General features: G+C 42.2%; 8 protein-coding genes. 2 read left to right on the top strand and 6 right to left on the bottom strand.

Going from position 1 to position 13,874, the window contains the following annotated elements; genetic code table 11:
* Window positions 1-6: 6 nt before the first annotated feature.
* The 6 genes from RMY00_RS23940 to RMY00_RS23915 form a co-directional block, all read right to left on the bottom strand.
* Window positions 7-2,040 (bottom strand): serine/threonine-protein kinase, encoded by a 2,034-nt coding sequence (locus RMY00_RS23940; RefSeq protein WP_322649926.1) that lies wholly within the window; start codon window positions 2,038-2,040, stop codon window positions 7-9.
* Between the two features lie 426 nt (window positions 2,041-2,466).
* Entirely contained in the window at window positions 2,467-3,519 is a 1,053-nt protein-coding gene (locus RMY00_RS23935; RefSeq protein WP_322649925.1) for a serine/threonine-protein kinase, read from the bottom strand.
* Window positions 3,520-4,072: 553 nt separating this feature from the next.
* Entirely contained in the window at window positions 4,073-6,307 is a 2,235-nt protein-coding gene (locus tag RMY00_RS23930) for a glycoside hydrolase (RefSeq protein WP_322649924.1), read from the bottom strand.
* A 77-nt stretch (window positions 6,308-6,384) separates the two neighbouring features.
* A complete protein-coding gene (locus RMY00_RS23925; RefSeq protein ID WP_100897064.1) occupies window positions 6,385-6,615 on the bottom strand; it encodes a NifU family protein in 231 nt (76 codons plus the stop codon).
* Window positions 6,616-7,173: 558 nt separating this feature from the next.
* Window positions 7,174-8,937 (bottom strand): ATP-binding protein, encoded by a 1,764-nt coding sequence (locus tag RMY00_RS23920; RefSeq protein WP_322649923.1) that lies wholly within the window; start codon window positions 8,935-8,937, stop codon window positions 7,174-7,176.
* 170 nt (window positions 8,938-9,107) lie between these two features.
* Window positions 9,108-9,344, bottom strand: a complete 237-nt coding sequence (locus RMY00_RS23915) for a hypothetical protein (protein ID WP_322649922.1) — start codon at window positions 9,342-9,344, stop codon at window positions 9,108-9,110.
* 523 nt (window positions 9,345-9,867) lie between these two features.
* On the opposite strand from RMY00_RS23915, the gene lepA reads away from it, so the two are divergent.
* The gene (lepA, locus tag RMY00_RS23910) at window positions 9,868-11,679 is read left to right on the top strand and encodes a translation elongation factor 4 (protein WP_322649921.1); all 1,812 of its coding nucleotides are present in this window, start codon (window positions 9,868-9,870) and stop codon (window positions 11,677-11,679) included.
* 756 nt (window positions 11,680-12,435) lie between these two features.
* The gene (locus RMY00_RS23905) at window positions 12,436-13,623 is read left to right on the top strand and encodes a glycosyltransferase family 4 protein (protein WP_322649920.1); all 1,188 of its coding nucleotides are present in this window, start codon (window positions 12,436-12,438) and stop codon (window positions 13,621-13,623) included.
* Window positions 13,624-13,874 lie beyond the last annotated feature (251 nt).

Genomic DNA, 13,874 nt, shown 5'->3' with positions numbered 1-13,874 from the left:
TCCTCTTCACTGAGACAATTGCCAAATTTTAATAGTATTATCTTCACTACCACTGACAAGAGTCTTGCCATCAGGGCTGAAGGTGACAGATGTCACAGTGTTGGTATGCCCCGTCAATGTCAAAATTTCTTCTCCTGTGGCTGAATTCCACAGTTTGATGGTGCGATCGCGGCTACCACTAGCAACAATTTTACCATCGGCACTAAAGGCTACGGATGTAACTGTGTTGGCATGTCCTACTAGTGTGCGAATTTCTTTTCCCGTAGTTAGATTCCAAAGTTTAATGGTACGGTCGCGGCTAGCACTGGCTAAAGTTTTACCATCGGGGCTAATAGCCACGGCTGTTACTGTTTGATGATTTCCCTCCAGTGTGCGGATTGAGTACCCTTTTGTCAGATTCCAGATTTTGATAGTCTTGTCAAAACTGCCACTGGCAAGAATCACACCATTAGGGCTAATAGCTAGCGATCGCACCCAGAATGTATGCCCTGTCAGTGTCCGAATTTGCTCTCCTGTTGCTAAATCCCAGATTTTGATGGTGTTGTCATCACTACCACTCACCAGAGTCTCGCCATCACCACTGATGGCTAAGGCATGAACTGAATCAGAATGCCCTGTAAGAGTGCGAATTTGCTTTCGTGTTGCCAAATTCCAGATTTTGATGGTGTCGTCATCACTACCACTAACCAGAGTTTTGCTATCTGGACTAATCGCCACTACATTCACCTGCTGAGAATGCCCATCAAGTGAAGAGATTTGTTTTCCAGTTGCAAAATTCCAAAGTTTGATTGTGCCATCGCCCCCACTACTAACAATGGTTTTGCCATCGGGGCTAATGACAACAGATAAAACTGATCCATGTCCTTGCAGGGTATTAACTAAGGAAACCTTACCCAAAGTAATCTTTAGTGGTTGACCTAAAAATGCTTCATCTTTGCCAGAATTATTGTGCTGAGTCAGCCGAGAAACTAAACTAGTCTGAATCCGGCGAAAATGTCTATACCAAGATTCTTGAAATCCAAACAACAGAATCAAAGCACTTACCAAGATTACAATTCTCACTAAGGGATAACTTTTTGGTAAATCTGGTGCTTTAGTTGGCGGTATTTTTCCAGAGGATTTCCCGGCTGGTGGTAGCGCCAGGAGTTGTTTTGGACTCAAATCTCTAAGAACTTCATCGGCTGACTGGTAACGTTCATGGATATCTTTTTTCAAAAGCTTGTCGATGACAAAATCCAATTCAGGATTTAATGGACTCCGCAAATATTCCCGCCAATTACTCACCCAGGCATACCCAGATTCCATCCACAATTGAAAGGGGGAATTTCCCGTTAGCAGATGAAAGCAGGTAGCCCCCAAACCGAACAAGTCACTGGCAGGGAAAGCTTTACCATCTCTAATTTGTTCTAGCGGTGAATAACCATGCGAACCAATGGATGTGCCAGATTTCTGCTGAACTTTGGCGGTGAATTGCTTTGAGGAACCAAAATCAATCAAACTTAATCGCCCATCACTTTTATTGCGGATAATATTTTCTGGCTTGATATCTCGATGAATGACTTTGCGATCGTGGATAAATTTCAGGATGGGCAGTAAATCTAGCAAAATAGATTGAATTTCCCTAGCGTTATAAGCTTTGCGCTGTTGCAACTCCTTTAATAAATTTTCTCCATTAATAAACTGCTGCACTAAGTATAGACAGCCGTCTTGCTCAAAGTAAGCTAGCAAAGTTGGAATTTGGGGATGTTCCCCAAGGTCTTGTAGTCGTTGTGCTTCTTCAGCAAACAACTCCATCGCCTTTTTTTGCGACCAAGTTCCTTGGAATTTTGGAGCTAATTGCTTGATAACACAACGTTCATTAAGTTTATCGACATCTTCTGATAGATAGGTTCTGCCAAATCCCCCCTCATCTGAAAGAACTCGGACGACACGGAAGCGATTTCTTAAAAGTGACACCAACGGGGTGCTACAACTTTGGCAAAACTTCTTTCCATTGGGATTCAGGGGATTTGAGCAATCGGGATTTAAGCAGCAGATCATGATCTGACAGGCGCGACTGCATGACAACTTAGGCTAAGTTTGCCCCGAACTTTCCCTTAAGAAAATTGACTCTCGCTTACTCGTGGTAGAAAACCCTGTTCTGGGGATTGGGGAATTACTTAATATAGTTAGCGTTTGTAAATTAGTGTCAGTCTTCCTTATCTGTGGAAAACTACGAGAGCCATAAGATTAATTATTCTCTCGATTATATAATAATTTGAATAAAAATTTTTTCGGAACTTTTAAACCTAGTAATTTTGCTTGTATATTGGCAAGCAATAACCTACTAAGTATTAAAGATAAACCCTGATTAATTAACTATCATGACTATTAAATGTGGTTAAAATGCTTACTAAATTTGTTTTTGATATTTTAAATCACCCATCATTAACTGTTAATTTGATACTTTAGGCAGTGCGAACTTGTTTACTTTAGCTTTGCTCTCCATTTCCGAATAGCATTAGCAGTTCTAGCTACAGGTGGTAAATATCCATCAGGAGTTTCATAAGAATTTCCGTATTGTGCAATACTTTTATTATTTAATTTTTGGGTAGTTAAACAGTCAGCCAAAGTAGGCGAATAGCTTTCATGACCTAAAGCTGTCATCACTTCATCGGCAGTTTTAAACCGATCGTTTAACGAAACTTTTACCATTTTCCCTAAAATCTGGGCAAAACTATTGCTAATATTTAGCTCTTTTCGCCAGCATATTTCACCAGTATTTTCGTCGTAGTCAAATTCTAAAGGATTTTTAGCAGCCAACATAAAAATACAAGTTATACCTAGTGCATAAATATCACTGGCATAAACTGGACGTAGAGAAAACTGTTCTGGTGGTGCAAATCCCCTAGTTCCGATAAAGTTGGTGTTTGCAATTTGATGGATTGAGTTTTCACAAGCATCAGCTAATTGCTCTTTCACCGCCCCAAAATCAATCAGCACTATTCGTTTGTCATACTCACACCGCAATAAATTCTGAGGCTTAATATCCCGATGAATCACATGATGTTTATGAAGATACTTTAATACAGGTAATAATTCTTGCAAAAACTGTTTAACTGAGGCTTCACTTTTGGGGCCAGTTTGCCGCACTTCTCGTGCCAAAGTCAAACCCGGCACATATTCTTGAATTAGAAAAAAGTCCCCATTTGCCTGAAAGTAGTCTAATAGCATGGGGATTTGCGAATGACTACCGAGTTGGCCCAAAGTTCTTGCTTCTTTTTCAAAGCGCCTACATGCCCTTTGCCAGCTTTGAGGATTAGTCACTTTTGGACAAAGCTGTTTAATAACACAGAGAGGATTTCCAGGTAATACGGCATTTTTGGCTAAAAACGTGATCCCAAATCCACCTCTACCCAAAATTTGCAATATTTCATAGCGATCGCCAAATAGCTTCTTGGAACCACATATCTGGCCAAGTTGAGTGTGCTGTAAAATGCTCTCTTGAGAATTCGTTATTTTCTGAGAAAAGCGATCCATTAGCGTAGAATATCTGTTTTGAAATGTTTTTAATCTTACGACAAATATTCTTTGGTTACAGTAAAATTACTGTAACTTTGTCAAATCATCAAAGTTCCTCAAAAAATAAAACTAAATTTTTGTAGAAATTACAGATTGACAAATAAGATTAAATATGTATAGACATACTTTGCCACAAATGAATTAGCTATAAAGGCGTAAATCTGTCATTTGTATAAACCTAAGTAAAAGCTTTTAGGATTGTCTCTTTCTCTCTGTGTTGCGCCAGTTGCTTCTCCCAAGGGGAACCGCAAGGGCGCACTGGCTTCTCTGTGCCTCTGTGGTTAAACAAAAAACCTTTTAACCGCCCAGACGCAAAGAGGGCAGAGAGAAAAAAGAGATTTTATCTCATGTCTGCTTAATTGATTATTAAACTCGAAGAACCCTACCCCCAACCCGCTCTTCGGGAGGGAAGACAAAGCATAGCTTTGGCGGGGTGGGGTTCTTATGGGTAATTTAGCGGACATGTATTACAAGTCACCTTAAAAGGGCTAAACACCAAACCTATTAAGTTCTAAGGCACTTCAATGGGAATCAAAGCATTTTCTGGCAAGTAGTTGCAAAAACGCCCTTCATCTGCAAGCACCAAAATCAGGCGTAGGGGATAATCTGGTGGAACTTGCAAATCTGCCCACGGTACTGCCAACTCTAAACAATTATTTAAAGCTACTTGAGCGCGACTGAAACGGGGATGCCATTGATAATTATCTCCAGCTTCCCGAAATTGAATCGATTGCGTTAGCAAGTTAACTTCCAGAAGATGGTGGAAATGGTAATTAAGTGGGGCTGCATCTGGTATATCTGCCAAGGGAATTGGGCTGTTAACCATTGTTTTTTCTGGATAGAACCACAGCAAATTCAACTCTGCTGGAAAATCTTGCCCTGGTGCAGCGCCACTTTTAAAGTCCAGCCGTACATAGAAATTTAAGTGATCCACCCCATACCAAAGTCGCTGGATGACACTGCTATTGTGCATTGTACCCCGCGCCCCGCCGATTTCTATGCGTCCAGCTTTGTCCCAATCTTGTTCATCACCTCTACCATCAATGACAGGATGAATAAATCCTTGTGGGGTGTGGCTTCCCTGCGCTTGGTGGATTTCTACTGGTTGCTTGAGGTAGGACGGTATAGGTTCATTTAATGCCTTGTAAATGCCAAAAAGATGTTCTCGAAATAATTGATCAAAAATTGCATCCTGATTTGAGGAGTGTCCTGCGCCAAACCACCAAAACCAGTCTGAACCCTCTGCGGCATACAACGCTTCCCATGCTTCGGGATTGTTTTCTTCCGTCGCTTCAGGATGACTTGCCAGCATTTCCCTTGCTTGTGTCAAGTAATCCCAAGCACGATTTTTAGCGGGATCGCCAATCCAAGTAGTGAAACTGCCATCTACCCAAGAACCACTATGTAGTTGTCCTCCGGGGATGGTGGCTGTGGCTGGAAATTCTTCCAGAAATTCGGAAACTGTGACGAGTTTGAGGTGGGGTTCATCGCTCAAGCTTTGATATAAAGCTTCTAGAAAGGGTTTACCGTCTTCGGGATAAAATTCCCAGCAATTCTCCCCATCCAAAGCAATGGTAACTAGCCAAGGTTCTTCACTTTGACTTTCTCTTTGCATTTTAGCGATCGCTTGCAAATGTCCCACTAAATCTGCTGCTGCTTTTTTTGCAGGCATCGCGCTATAAGTAAAGCCAATCAAATCTGATAATCTGTGGTCACGAAACACAATTGACAAATCACCCTCGGCGGTTTGCAGGCGATAGGGTCGATACAACAGTTCTGGTTGCTGCACATTCCCCGCCCCATCCCGATGAAAAAGGTGCTTCAGCGTCCACCCTAAGACAGCTTCATCTGAGCATATCCACTTAAATCCTTGGTTAATAATATCTGGAAGGATTGCCGGACTTACTGATTGTTCCGAAGGCCACAAACCACGAGGTATCTGTCCAAAGCGGTCTTTATACAAGTTCCAAGCTTTCCGCAAGTGGCGGGGAATATCTTCTGCCCACTGAAAACGCTGCTTAGGTAGTGTCATATTGGGCACAGCTACCCGACCAGAGTTAGTATCAGCTAGTAAGGGTAAAATTGGGTGAGTGTAAGGCGTGGTGGTAACTTCTAGCTGCCCCGCCTCCTGCATTTTCCGATGTTGGGGGATAATGCGGCTGAGGATTTCTCGCTGTTTGGAATAAATGCGCTGGCGATCGCTTAAAGTAAAATTCCGTCCCTGTTTCAACCAAGTAGCAATTTCCGGGTCATCCCAAAACAGAGGATCGATCCAAGCTAAATTGTGCCAAGCTAACAAATCGCCATAATCTGACAATTCCCAATTTGCTAAACACCAAGCTTGCCCTTTTTCCTGCCTTTGCTGATACAACTCGGCATAACGGGGATGAGGGTCAATCAGAGTATGATGATTGGCATCAAAAAAGTGTTGGATAATAAATTCGCGCTGCTGCTGCGTGAGTTGTTCATCCGGTGTCAAACTCGCTGTGAGATAAGGGTCAAAAGCAGTGCCAGCAATATAATCTTCGAGTTGTAATATCAGCGATGGAACTAAATTCACTGTTTGGTGTAACTTAGGATACCGCTCTAAAAGCAATACCAAATCCAAATAATCTTTAGTCCCATGCAAACGTACCCAAGGAAGCCGGTACTGCTGACTAGAAGATAGCGAAACGCCACTGCCAGGAGATTTGTACAGTGGCTGATGTTGATGCCAGATAAAAGCGATGTAGAGAGGATGGGACATAGGAATAGTTAGGAGTTAAGAATGAGGAGTTAGGAGTTGATTCAAACTCATAACTCCTAACTTCTAACTCCTAACTTTTACACCACTTGCTCAATTTCTGCAATTTCGGGAATCATTTCCTTTAAGCGGCGCTCAATACCCATTCTCAGAGTCATAGCAGAACTGGGGCAAGAACCACACGCACCTTGCAGGCGCAGTTTTACAATAGGCCCTTCGAGTTCTACGAGTTCCACGTTGCCGCCATCAGACATAAGATAAGGGCGCATTTCATCTAAGACTGTTTCAACGTTGTCAATTGTGAGTTCCATAGTTTTAGACCTGCTAAGTTAATGATAGATAGGGATTGGGGAGGCAGTGCGGTCTTGGGGTCTCCCCAAGTGGAGCAACTGCCGTCATGGGGCATGGGGCATTGGGCATTGAATAATAATTATCTCTGTGCCCTATGCACGGTTACTCATTAACCATTATCCAAAATTTTATTTTTCAGCTTTGTTAAATCGATCCTAAATCTAATTGCCGCTAGACTGTCAGGTGTCAGTTTTTAATGACTTTTGACTAAACCACTGCTGGTTTTAGCAACTTGATATTAGATTAGCTGAACAATTTGTCGTGCAAGCCCTCCTACTCTACTTTAGCGGTTAAAGTCCTGAAGAGAACGCCAGGAGGTGAGGACAAGGAAATTTTTCCCAATATCCTATACTTTTCTATGAGAGACTGTGCCCTAAGCGTAGCTATGCCTCAGGCTTTATAGCAACGCTCAGTACAAGTGCCCAATATGCTTATTAAATAATAATTGCTAAAAAACTTTAAAGTTTAAAACTCAAAACCCGGTACTGGTATTCTTCCAAATGACAAATGACCAATGACTAACATTCAGCACTACTTGTTGAGTCGCCATCATTGGATGAAACCATGACTGGTTGTTGATATAGTGGCACGGTGAATGTGACTGTTGAACCAAGTCCTTCACCCAGACTATAAAAATGTACCTCGCCGCCCATTGCCTCCACTAGCTTTTGGGATATTGCCAATCCTAAACCTGTACCGCCGTAGTGGCGAGTGCGAGAACCATCCACCTGAGAGAATAATTGAAAAAGTTTATCTTGTTTGTCTAAAGAAACACCAATTCCAGTATCCGCTACACGTACTTTCACCATGCCAGGAAACTGCTGATCTTGAAAGTTTGCCTTTTTGAGTACTAAATCGGCGCTAACGGTGACACCACCTTCATGGGTAAACTTAATAGCATTACCTACCAAATTAAGCATCACTTGTAACAACCGTTGATAGTTGCTTTGGACAATAATTTCATCAGAGGTAGGAGGCATTTGCATCTGGAAGCTGAGGTTTCTCATTTCTGCTTGGGGACGCATGAAATTTTCGACATCATGGAATAGCTCATCTAGCTTGACTGGAGCGTAAGCTAGCTCCATTTTGCCAGCTTCGATTTTAGCGATGTCCAAAATGTCGTTGATAATATTTAGCAGATGTATCGATAATTGGTGAGCTTCAGACAAAAACTGGTTTTGTTCTTCTGGATCATCTGCCATCCCTTCTAAAATCAGCTTCAAGAAGCCAATCATGCCGTTGAGGGGAGTCCGAATTTCATGGGATACATTAGCCAGAAATTCGCTTTTGAGGCGGGAAGCTTCTTCGGCTTTTTGACGCGCTACTTCTAATTCTTCATATAAAGTAGCATGAGCGATCGCAGTTCCCAATTGATCTGCTGCTTCTTTTGCCAGTTCTAATTCTGATTCTGATAATGTGTAGCATTCATCCCGCCAACTCAAGGCAACCAATCCATTAGCCTGGTCTTGATAGCAAGTTGCAATCACCAAAGTTTTCTGCTGCCCAGACTGTGCATATCCAGGCATTTGCATTACAACTGGTTCTAGAGTTGCCAAAGCTTGAGCAAAGGCAGGCTCTGAAGTTATATCTATTTCTAAGCCAAGCATTGATTTGAGTGCTGACTGGTGATACTCAGCCTTTACCTCCACTTTTGAGCTAGAGGGCTGATAAGGACAAATAATACAGCGCTCTAGCCGCAGAGCCTTACCTAAACTATCAACTGTTTGCTGCCAAATAATATCTAAATCCAACGTCCGGCGGATATTTCTGGTAATGCGATTTACCACTTTTTGGTGTTGCTGCGATCGCATTGCCAAGTCTATTTGTGTGGACGTTTTTGCTGCCACAGGTACTTGTTTTTTGTTGAGTGTCGCTTGCACTAACCGTCCCATCACTAAAACTGTAGTGGCAGTCGTTCCCAAACTCGGCATAATCGGACTAATCACCAAGTCCAACTCAAATAATTCTTGCTGGTAGCTAAACCAACACTGAAACCTTTCTGGCACCAAAGTTGTCAAAATCCGGTGCAATCGTTCCAAATAAGTAACTTTATCCACCGGGACAAAGGTTTGGGTCTGGTTCAGTTCATCAACTATTTTTTCGCTATTTAACCCCAGGAGTTCGCTGTGCTGCCAACAAAAGGTCAGATAGCGCCCTGCCCCATCTTGCGTATACACCAACTCGGCTCCTAGAGTTGCTAATGAGCCATCAGTCTTACTGGGAATAGATTCCAGATTTGGGGAAAATACATTTGACAATTGGGAATTGGCAGTAATAGTCATTAATTGAGTTGGATAGACAAAGGGTATCCGACCGTAATTTTACTAAAGCTGCTCAAATTTTTGCATAAATTCTTACAGCTTTTTTTGTTTTATTGAGTATTTCTTGGTGATCTGAAACCCAGATTGGCAAACTTTACTTTTTAACTTGCATTGACATCTGATTAATAGTGTCAATCATTCCATTCACCCCGAGGAGGAATGGGTTTACGCACAGGGGTACGTGTCAGTTCGTCATCTCTAAGGATTTCACCCCGCAACCACTGACGAATCGCCACCTCAATCACTTTACTTGGGTCATTAGTGAGATGCTGAATTTGCTCTAGTAGCTCGGAGTCCAAGCGGACAGCAATTTCTACCTTATCGGTTGGTGTTTTTTCCGCTTCGGTAGTTTTCTCTTGCATATTCATAGATTTGATAGACTCTGAATTGGTTTTGTCTAAAGCTTTGTAAAGTAGTTATATTCATAATTTGGGCTAATTCACTGAAAATCTTCATGGGGATATTTACATAGTTCCCTGAAATAGCACCAAAGTAACAGCTTTAAGTTTTAAATCGCATTTTTCATATAACTGGCTAGACAATGGCTTTAGAAGTTTTGCTGATAAATCAATGATTATGGGTAATTACGGGTGGTAATTATCCACGATCCTTACATGATCCCTACATGTACTTATTTATATTTATTGTACGCTTCTAGTTGTTGAATACTAGCAGCGACAAATAGACTTTCATAATATTCTTAAAAGTCCACCTATTTAGATCAAAATTTAAAGATAGGGTGAAGAGGGCAGGGGGCAGGGGAATAATAACTCCTAACTCCCCACTCCCCACTCCCCATTAAAAGCAGCGTCTTGGCTAAGAAAGCATTAAAATACATTAAGTAAATTGCTCTTTTAACTTTGGTTGCTGCTAAGGCAAAGATAATAGTATATGACTGACGTTCCCGCAGTTCGCATTCGCAATTTTTGTATTATTGCTCACATCGACCACGGGAAATCAACCCTCGCCGATCGCTTGCTACAAGCTACTGGCACTGTTGAAGACCGACAGATGAAGGAACAGTTCCTCGACAATATGGAGCTGGAACGGGAGCGCGGCATTACAATTAAGCTGCAAGCTGCCCGGATGAACTACACAGCTAAGGATGGTCAGCAGTATGTGCTGAACTTAATTGATACTCCTGGGCATGTGGATTTCTCTTATGAAGTCTCGCGCTCTCTTGTTGCTTGTGAAGGAGCGCTATTGGTAGTAGATGCGTCCCAAGGTGTGGAGGCGCAAACTTTGGCAAATGTCTATTTAGCGTTAGAGAATAACCTGGAAATTATCCCGGTTTTGAATAAAATTGATTTGCCTGGGGCAGAACCAGAACGGGTAATTGGCGAAATTGAAGAAATTATCGGTCTAGATTGCAGTGGTGCGATTCTTGCTTCTGCTAAAGAAGGAATTGGTATTGATGAGATTTTAGAAGCAGTTGTGGAGCGGATACCGCCACCGCCTAATACCATAAATGAGCGCTTACGAGCGTTAATATTTGATAGCTATTACGACAGTTACCGGGGAGTAATTGTGTATTTCCGGGTGATGGATGGCACAGTGAAAAAAGGCGATCGCATCCATTTAATGGCATCTGGTAAAGAATTTGAAATTGATGAGTTAGGCGTTCTTTCTCCGACTCAAAAGCAAGTTGATGAACTCCACGCAGGGGAAGTGGGCTATTTGGGAGCGGCAATTAAAGCTGTAGCTGATGCACGGGTAGGAGACACAATTACCCTCAGTAAGGCAAAAGCGGAAGCACCTTTGCCAGGTTACGCAGAAGCGAACCCAATGGTTTTTTGTGGGATGTTCCCCATTGATGCTGATCAATTTGAAGATTTACGGGAAGCTTTAGAAAAACTCGAACTCAACGATGCAGCGCTGCATTACGAACCAGAAACTTCCAGCGCGATGGGGTTTGGCTTCCGTTGCGGGTTTTTGGGCTTGCTGCACATGGAAATTGTTCAGGAACGTCTAGAACGGGAGTATAACTTAGATTTAATCATTACAGCCCCCTCGGTGGTTTATAAGGTGATCACCAACAAAGGTGAGGAACTGTATATCGATAATCCCAGCCGCTTACCTTCTCCCAACGATCGCGAAAAAATTGAAGAACCCTACGTCCAAGTAGAGATGATTACGCCGGAAACTTATGTTGGCAGCCTGATGGAGTTGTCACAAAACCGCCGTGGTATCTTCAAAGATATGAAATATCTCACCCAAGGACGAACCACACTTACTTATGAGTTACCCTTAGCGGAAGTTGTAACTGACTTTTTTGATCAAATGAAGTCGCGATCGCGCGGTTACGCCAGTATGGAATATCACCTCATCGGCTACCGTGAAAATCCTCTAGTGAAGCTGGATATCATGATTAACGGCGATCCTGTGGATTCCTTGGCGATGATTGTACACCGGGATAAAGCTTACAACGTCGGGCGGGCAATGGCGGAAAAACTCAAGGAACTAATTCCCCGCCATCAATTTAAAGTGCCAATTCAAGCATCTATTGGCAGTAAAGTTATTGCCAGCGAACACATCCCCGCTTTGCGAAAAGATGTGTTAGCCAAGTGCTACGGTGGTGATATCAGCCGGAAGAAAAAACTATTACAGAAGCAAGCAAAAGGTAAAAAGCGGATGAAATCTGTGGGTACTGTGGATGTACCGCAGGAAGCCTTTATGGCAGTACTACGCTTGGATCAAAACTGATTTAAGAGTACTGAATGCTTGCAGCGACATCTCAAAGACCGAATTTATTCGGTCTTTCCCTTATGTAAATTCTAGTAATAGATTTACCATAGCCGTTGGTTTCGACTTACCTCGGTCTGACTTTTCACGGTATCTGGAAAACCTCACTTCTATTTCTCTCTTCCTTTAAGGCTACGGTGTACACACAAGTCTTGCCGCAGCCATATCATTAATAAATCTGGCACTGCGTTTCTATTTTGCCTCGGAATAAATTCCGAGTCTCATAGCTAAAGTCCACTCAAGTGGACTGAATTAATTATTTAACGTCAGTTCGGGTTAAGAAGATTTATTCAGCGTTAGTTGACGGAAACGACGCAAACACGTTGACATATCTCAGAACCAAGCAACGGTGGGATAAGTGTTTTAGCTTATCCCGAACTCAGTTTATTTAGTCCACTTGAGTGGACTTGGGCTATCAGCCCTGAACTTCAGTTCTGGGCGGGATGTCGGTAAGCGTGACAGTTTCACTCTGACAAAAATGTGAGTAGAGAATTTTTCGACTTGTGTGTATACCGTAGCCTACACAGCGATTGATTATTTTTTTAATTGAAAGTCCCTATCTCTAGCTCACAGTTGATAACCTTTGATAAGCTTTTACAAAATAACTGTTAAAAAATTTCAAAATTTTAGTAAACATACTCACTGTATTTGCCACCCTTGTATTTTTAGGGAAATGTAATTTTTTAGATATTTGTAAAGTGTCGGGGAATCTGGTAGATGAAGATATTGGTACTGAGTTGGGAGTTTCCGCCAAGGATTATTGGGGGAATTGCGCGGCATGTAGCGGAATTGTACCCGGAACTGGTAAAGCTAGGGCATGAAGTCCACTTAATTACAGCAGAATTTGGCCATGCGTCGATGTATGAAGTGGTTGAGGGAGTAAAGGTGCATCGAGTGCCAGTGGCACATAGTAACGACTTTTTCCACTGGGTAGTCAATCTCAACCTGAGTATGGGAGATCATGGTGGTAAGTTGATTTTAGAGGAAGGGCCTTTTGATTTAATTCATGCCCATGATTGGTTAGTAGGAGATGCTGCGATCGCTCTCAAGCATAATTTTAAAATACCACTAATTGCCACAATTCACGCTACAGAATACGGACGCTATAACGGTATTCACACAGATATTCAAGGTTATATAAATGGCAAAGAAACCTTGCTAGCTTACAACGCTTGGCGAATTATTGTTTGTAGCAACTATATGCGCCAAGAAGTAGAACGAGCGCTACACAGTCCTTGGGACAAAATCGATGTCATTTATAACGGTATCCGAGCCGAAAAAAAACAGCATAACGTAGATTTTCATGCTTTGAATTTTCGCCGCCAATTCGCCACAGACGATGAGCAAATCGTTTATTACCTGGGTCGCATGACTTACGAAAAGGGTGTACCTATATTGCTCAATGCCGCACCTAAGATCCTTTCACAAATGGGAGGTAACGTTAAATTTGTAATTGTTGGTGGCGGCAATACTGACCATCTCAAGCGCCAAGCCTGGGATTTGGGAATTTGGCATCATTGCTATTTTACAGGTTTTCTTTCCGATCAATACTTAGATAGATTCCAAACTGTCGCTGACTGTGCCGTTTTTCCTAGTCTTTACGAACCTTTCGGAATTGTGGCTTTAGAAAGCTTTGCTTCTCGGGTTCCGGTAGTAGTTTCTGATACGGGTGGTTTTCCAGAAGTAGTACAACATACGAAAACAGGCATTGTAACTTGGGTGAACAATCCCGATTCTTTAGCTTGGGGAATTTTGGAGATTTTAAAAAATCCAGGATATCGGCAATGGCTGGTGGACAACGCTTATGAGGATTTAAAGCGACGCTTTAGCTGGCCAAAATTAGCCAAGCAAACCGAAGAAGTATATCAGCGAGTTGTACAAGAGCGATCGCAAATTGCTTGGTAAGCATAGATCCCCGGCATCTTAAAGATGCCGGGGATCTAGAATTTTATTTTTTGCAGAAGCGCTATAAACGACACAAGCAATATGGAGATTTTCGCAGAGTAGACCAGAGAATAAATGATTACTCCGCGTTATTTTGAGTTAACAAACAGTACAAGCCCTGTACGCTGGAAATTCTACCCTCTCTAGTGCCAGAGTTAAGCTAGTACGCGTTTAAGTTGCAGATTTTTTCGTTAAAACTGTCATTTGTCATT

The organism is Nostoc sp. ChiVER01 (assembly GCF_034531155.1).
Taxonomy (GTDB): domain Bacteria; phylum Cyanobacteriota; class Cyanobacteriia; order Cyanobacteriales; family Nostocaceae; genus Nostoc.
Note: the sequence above shows the minus strand (reverse complement) of the source record. Positions and strands in the feature narration are given on the sequence as shown.

Excerpts from the sequence above, each read along its gene's own strand:
- RMY00_RS23940 (WP_322649926.1), bottom strand. The coding sequence starts at position 2,040 with ATGATCTGCTGCTTAAATCCCGATTGCTCAAATCCCCTGAATCCCAAT.
- RMY00_RS23935 (WP_322649925.1), bottom strand. The coding sequence starts at position 3,519 with ATGGATCGCTTTTCTCAGAAAATAACGAATTCTCAAGAGAGCATTTTA.
- RMY00_RS23930 (WP_322649924.1), bottom strand. The coding sequence starts at position 6,307 with ATGTCCCATCCTCTCTACATCGCTTTTATCTGGCATCAACATCAGCCA.
- RMY00_RS23925 (WP_100897064.1), bottom strand. The coding sequence starts at position 6,615 with ATGGAACTCACAATTGACAACGTTGAAACAGTCTTAGATGAAATGCGC.
- RMY00_RS23920 (WP_322649923.1), bottom strand. The coding sequence starts at position 8,937 with ATGACTATTACTGCCAATTCCCAATTGTCAAATGTATTTTCCCCAAAT.
- RMY00_RS23915 (WP_322649922.1), bottom strand. The coding sequence starts at position 9,344 with ATGAATATGCAAGAGAAAACTACCGAAGCGGAAAAAACACCAACCGAT.
- lepA (WP_322649921.1), top strand. The coding sequence starts at position 9,868 with ATGACTGACGTTCCCGCAGTTCGCATTCGCAATTTTTGTATTATTGCT.
- RMY00_RS23905 (WP_322649920.1), top strand. The coding sequence starts at position 12,436 with ATGAAGATATTGGTACTGAGTTGGGAGTTTCCGCCAAGGATTATTGGG.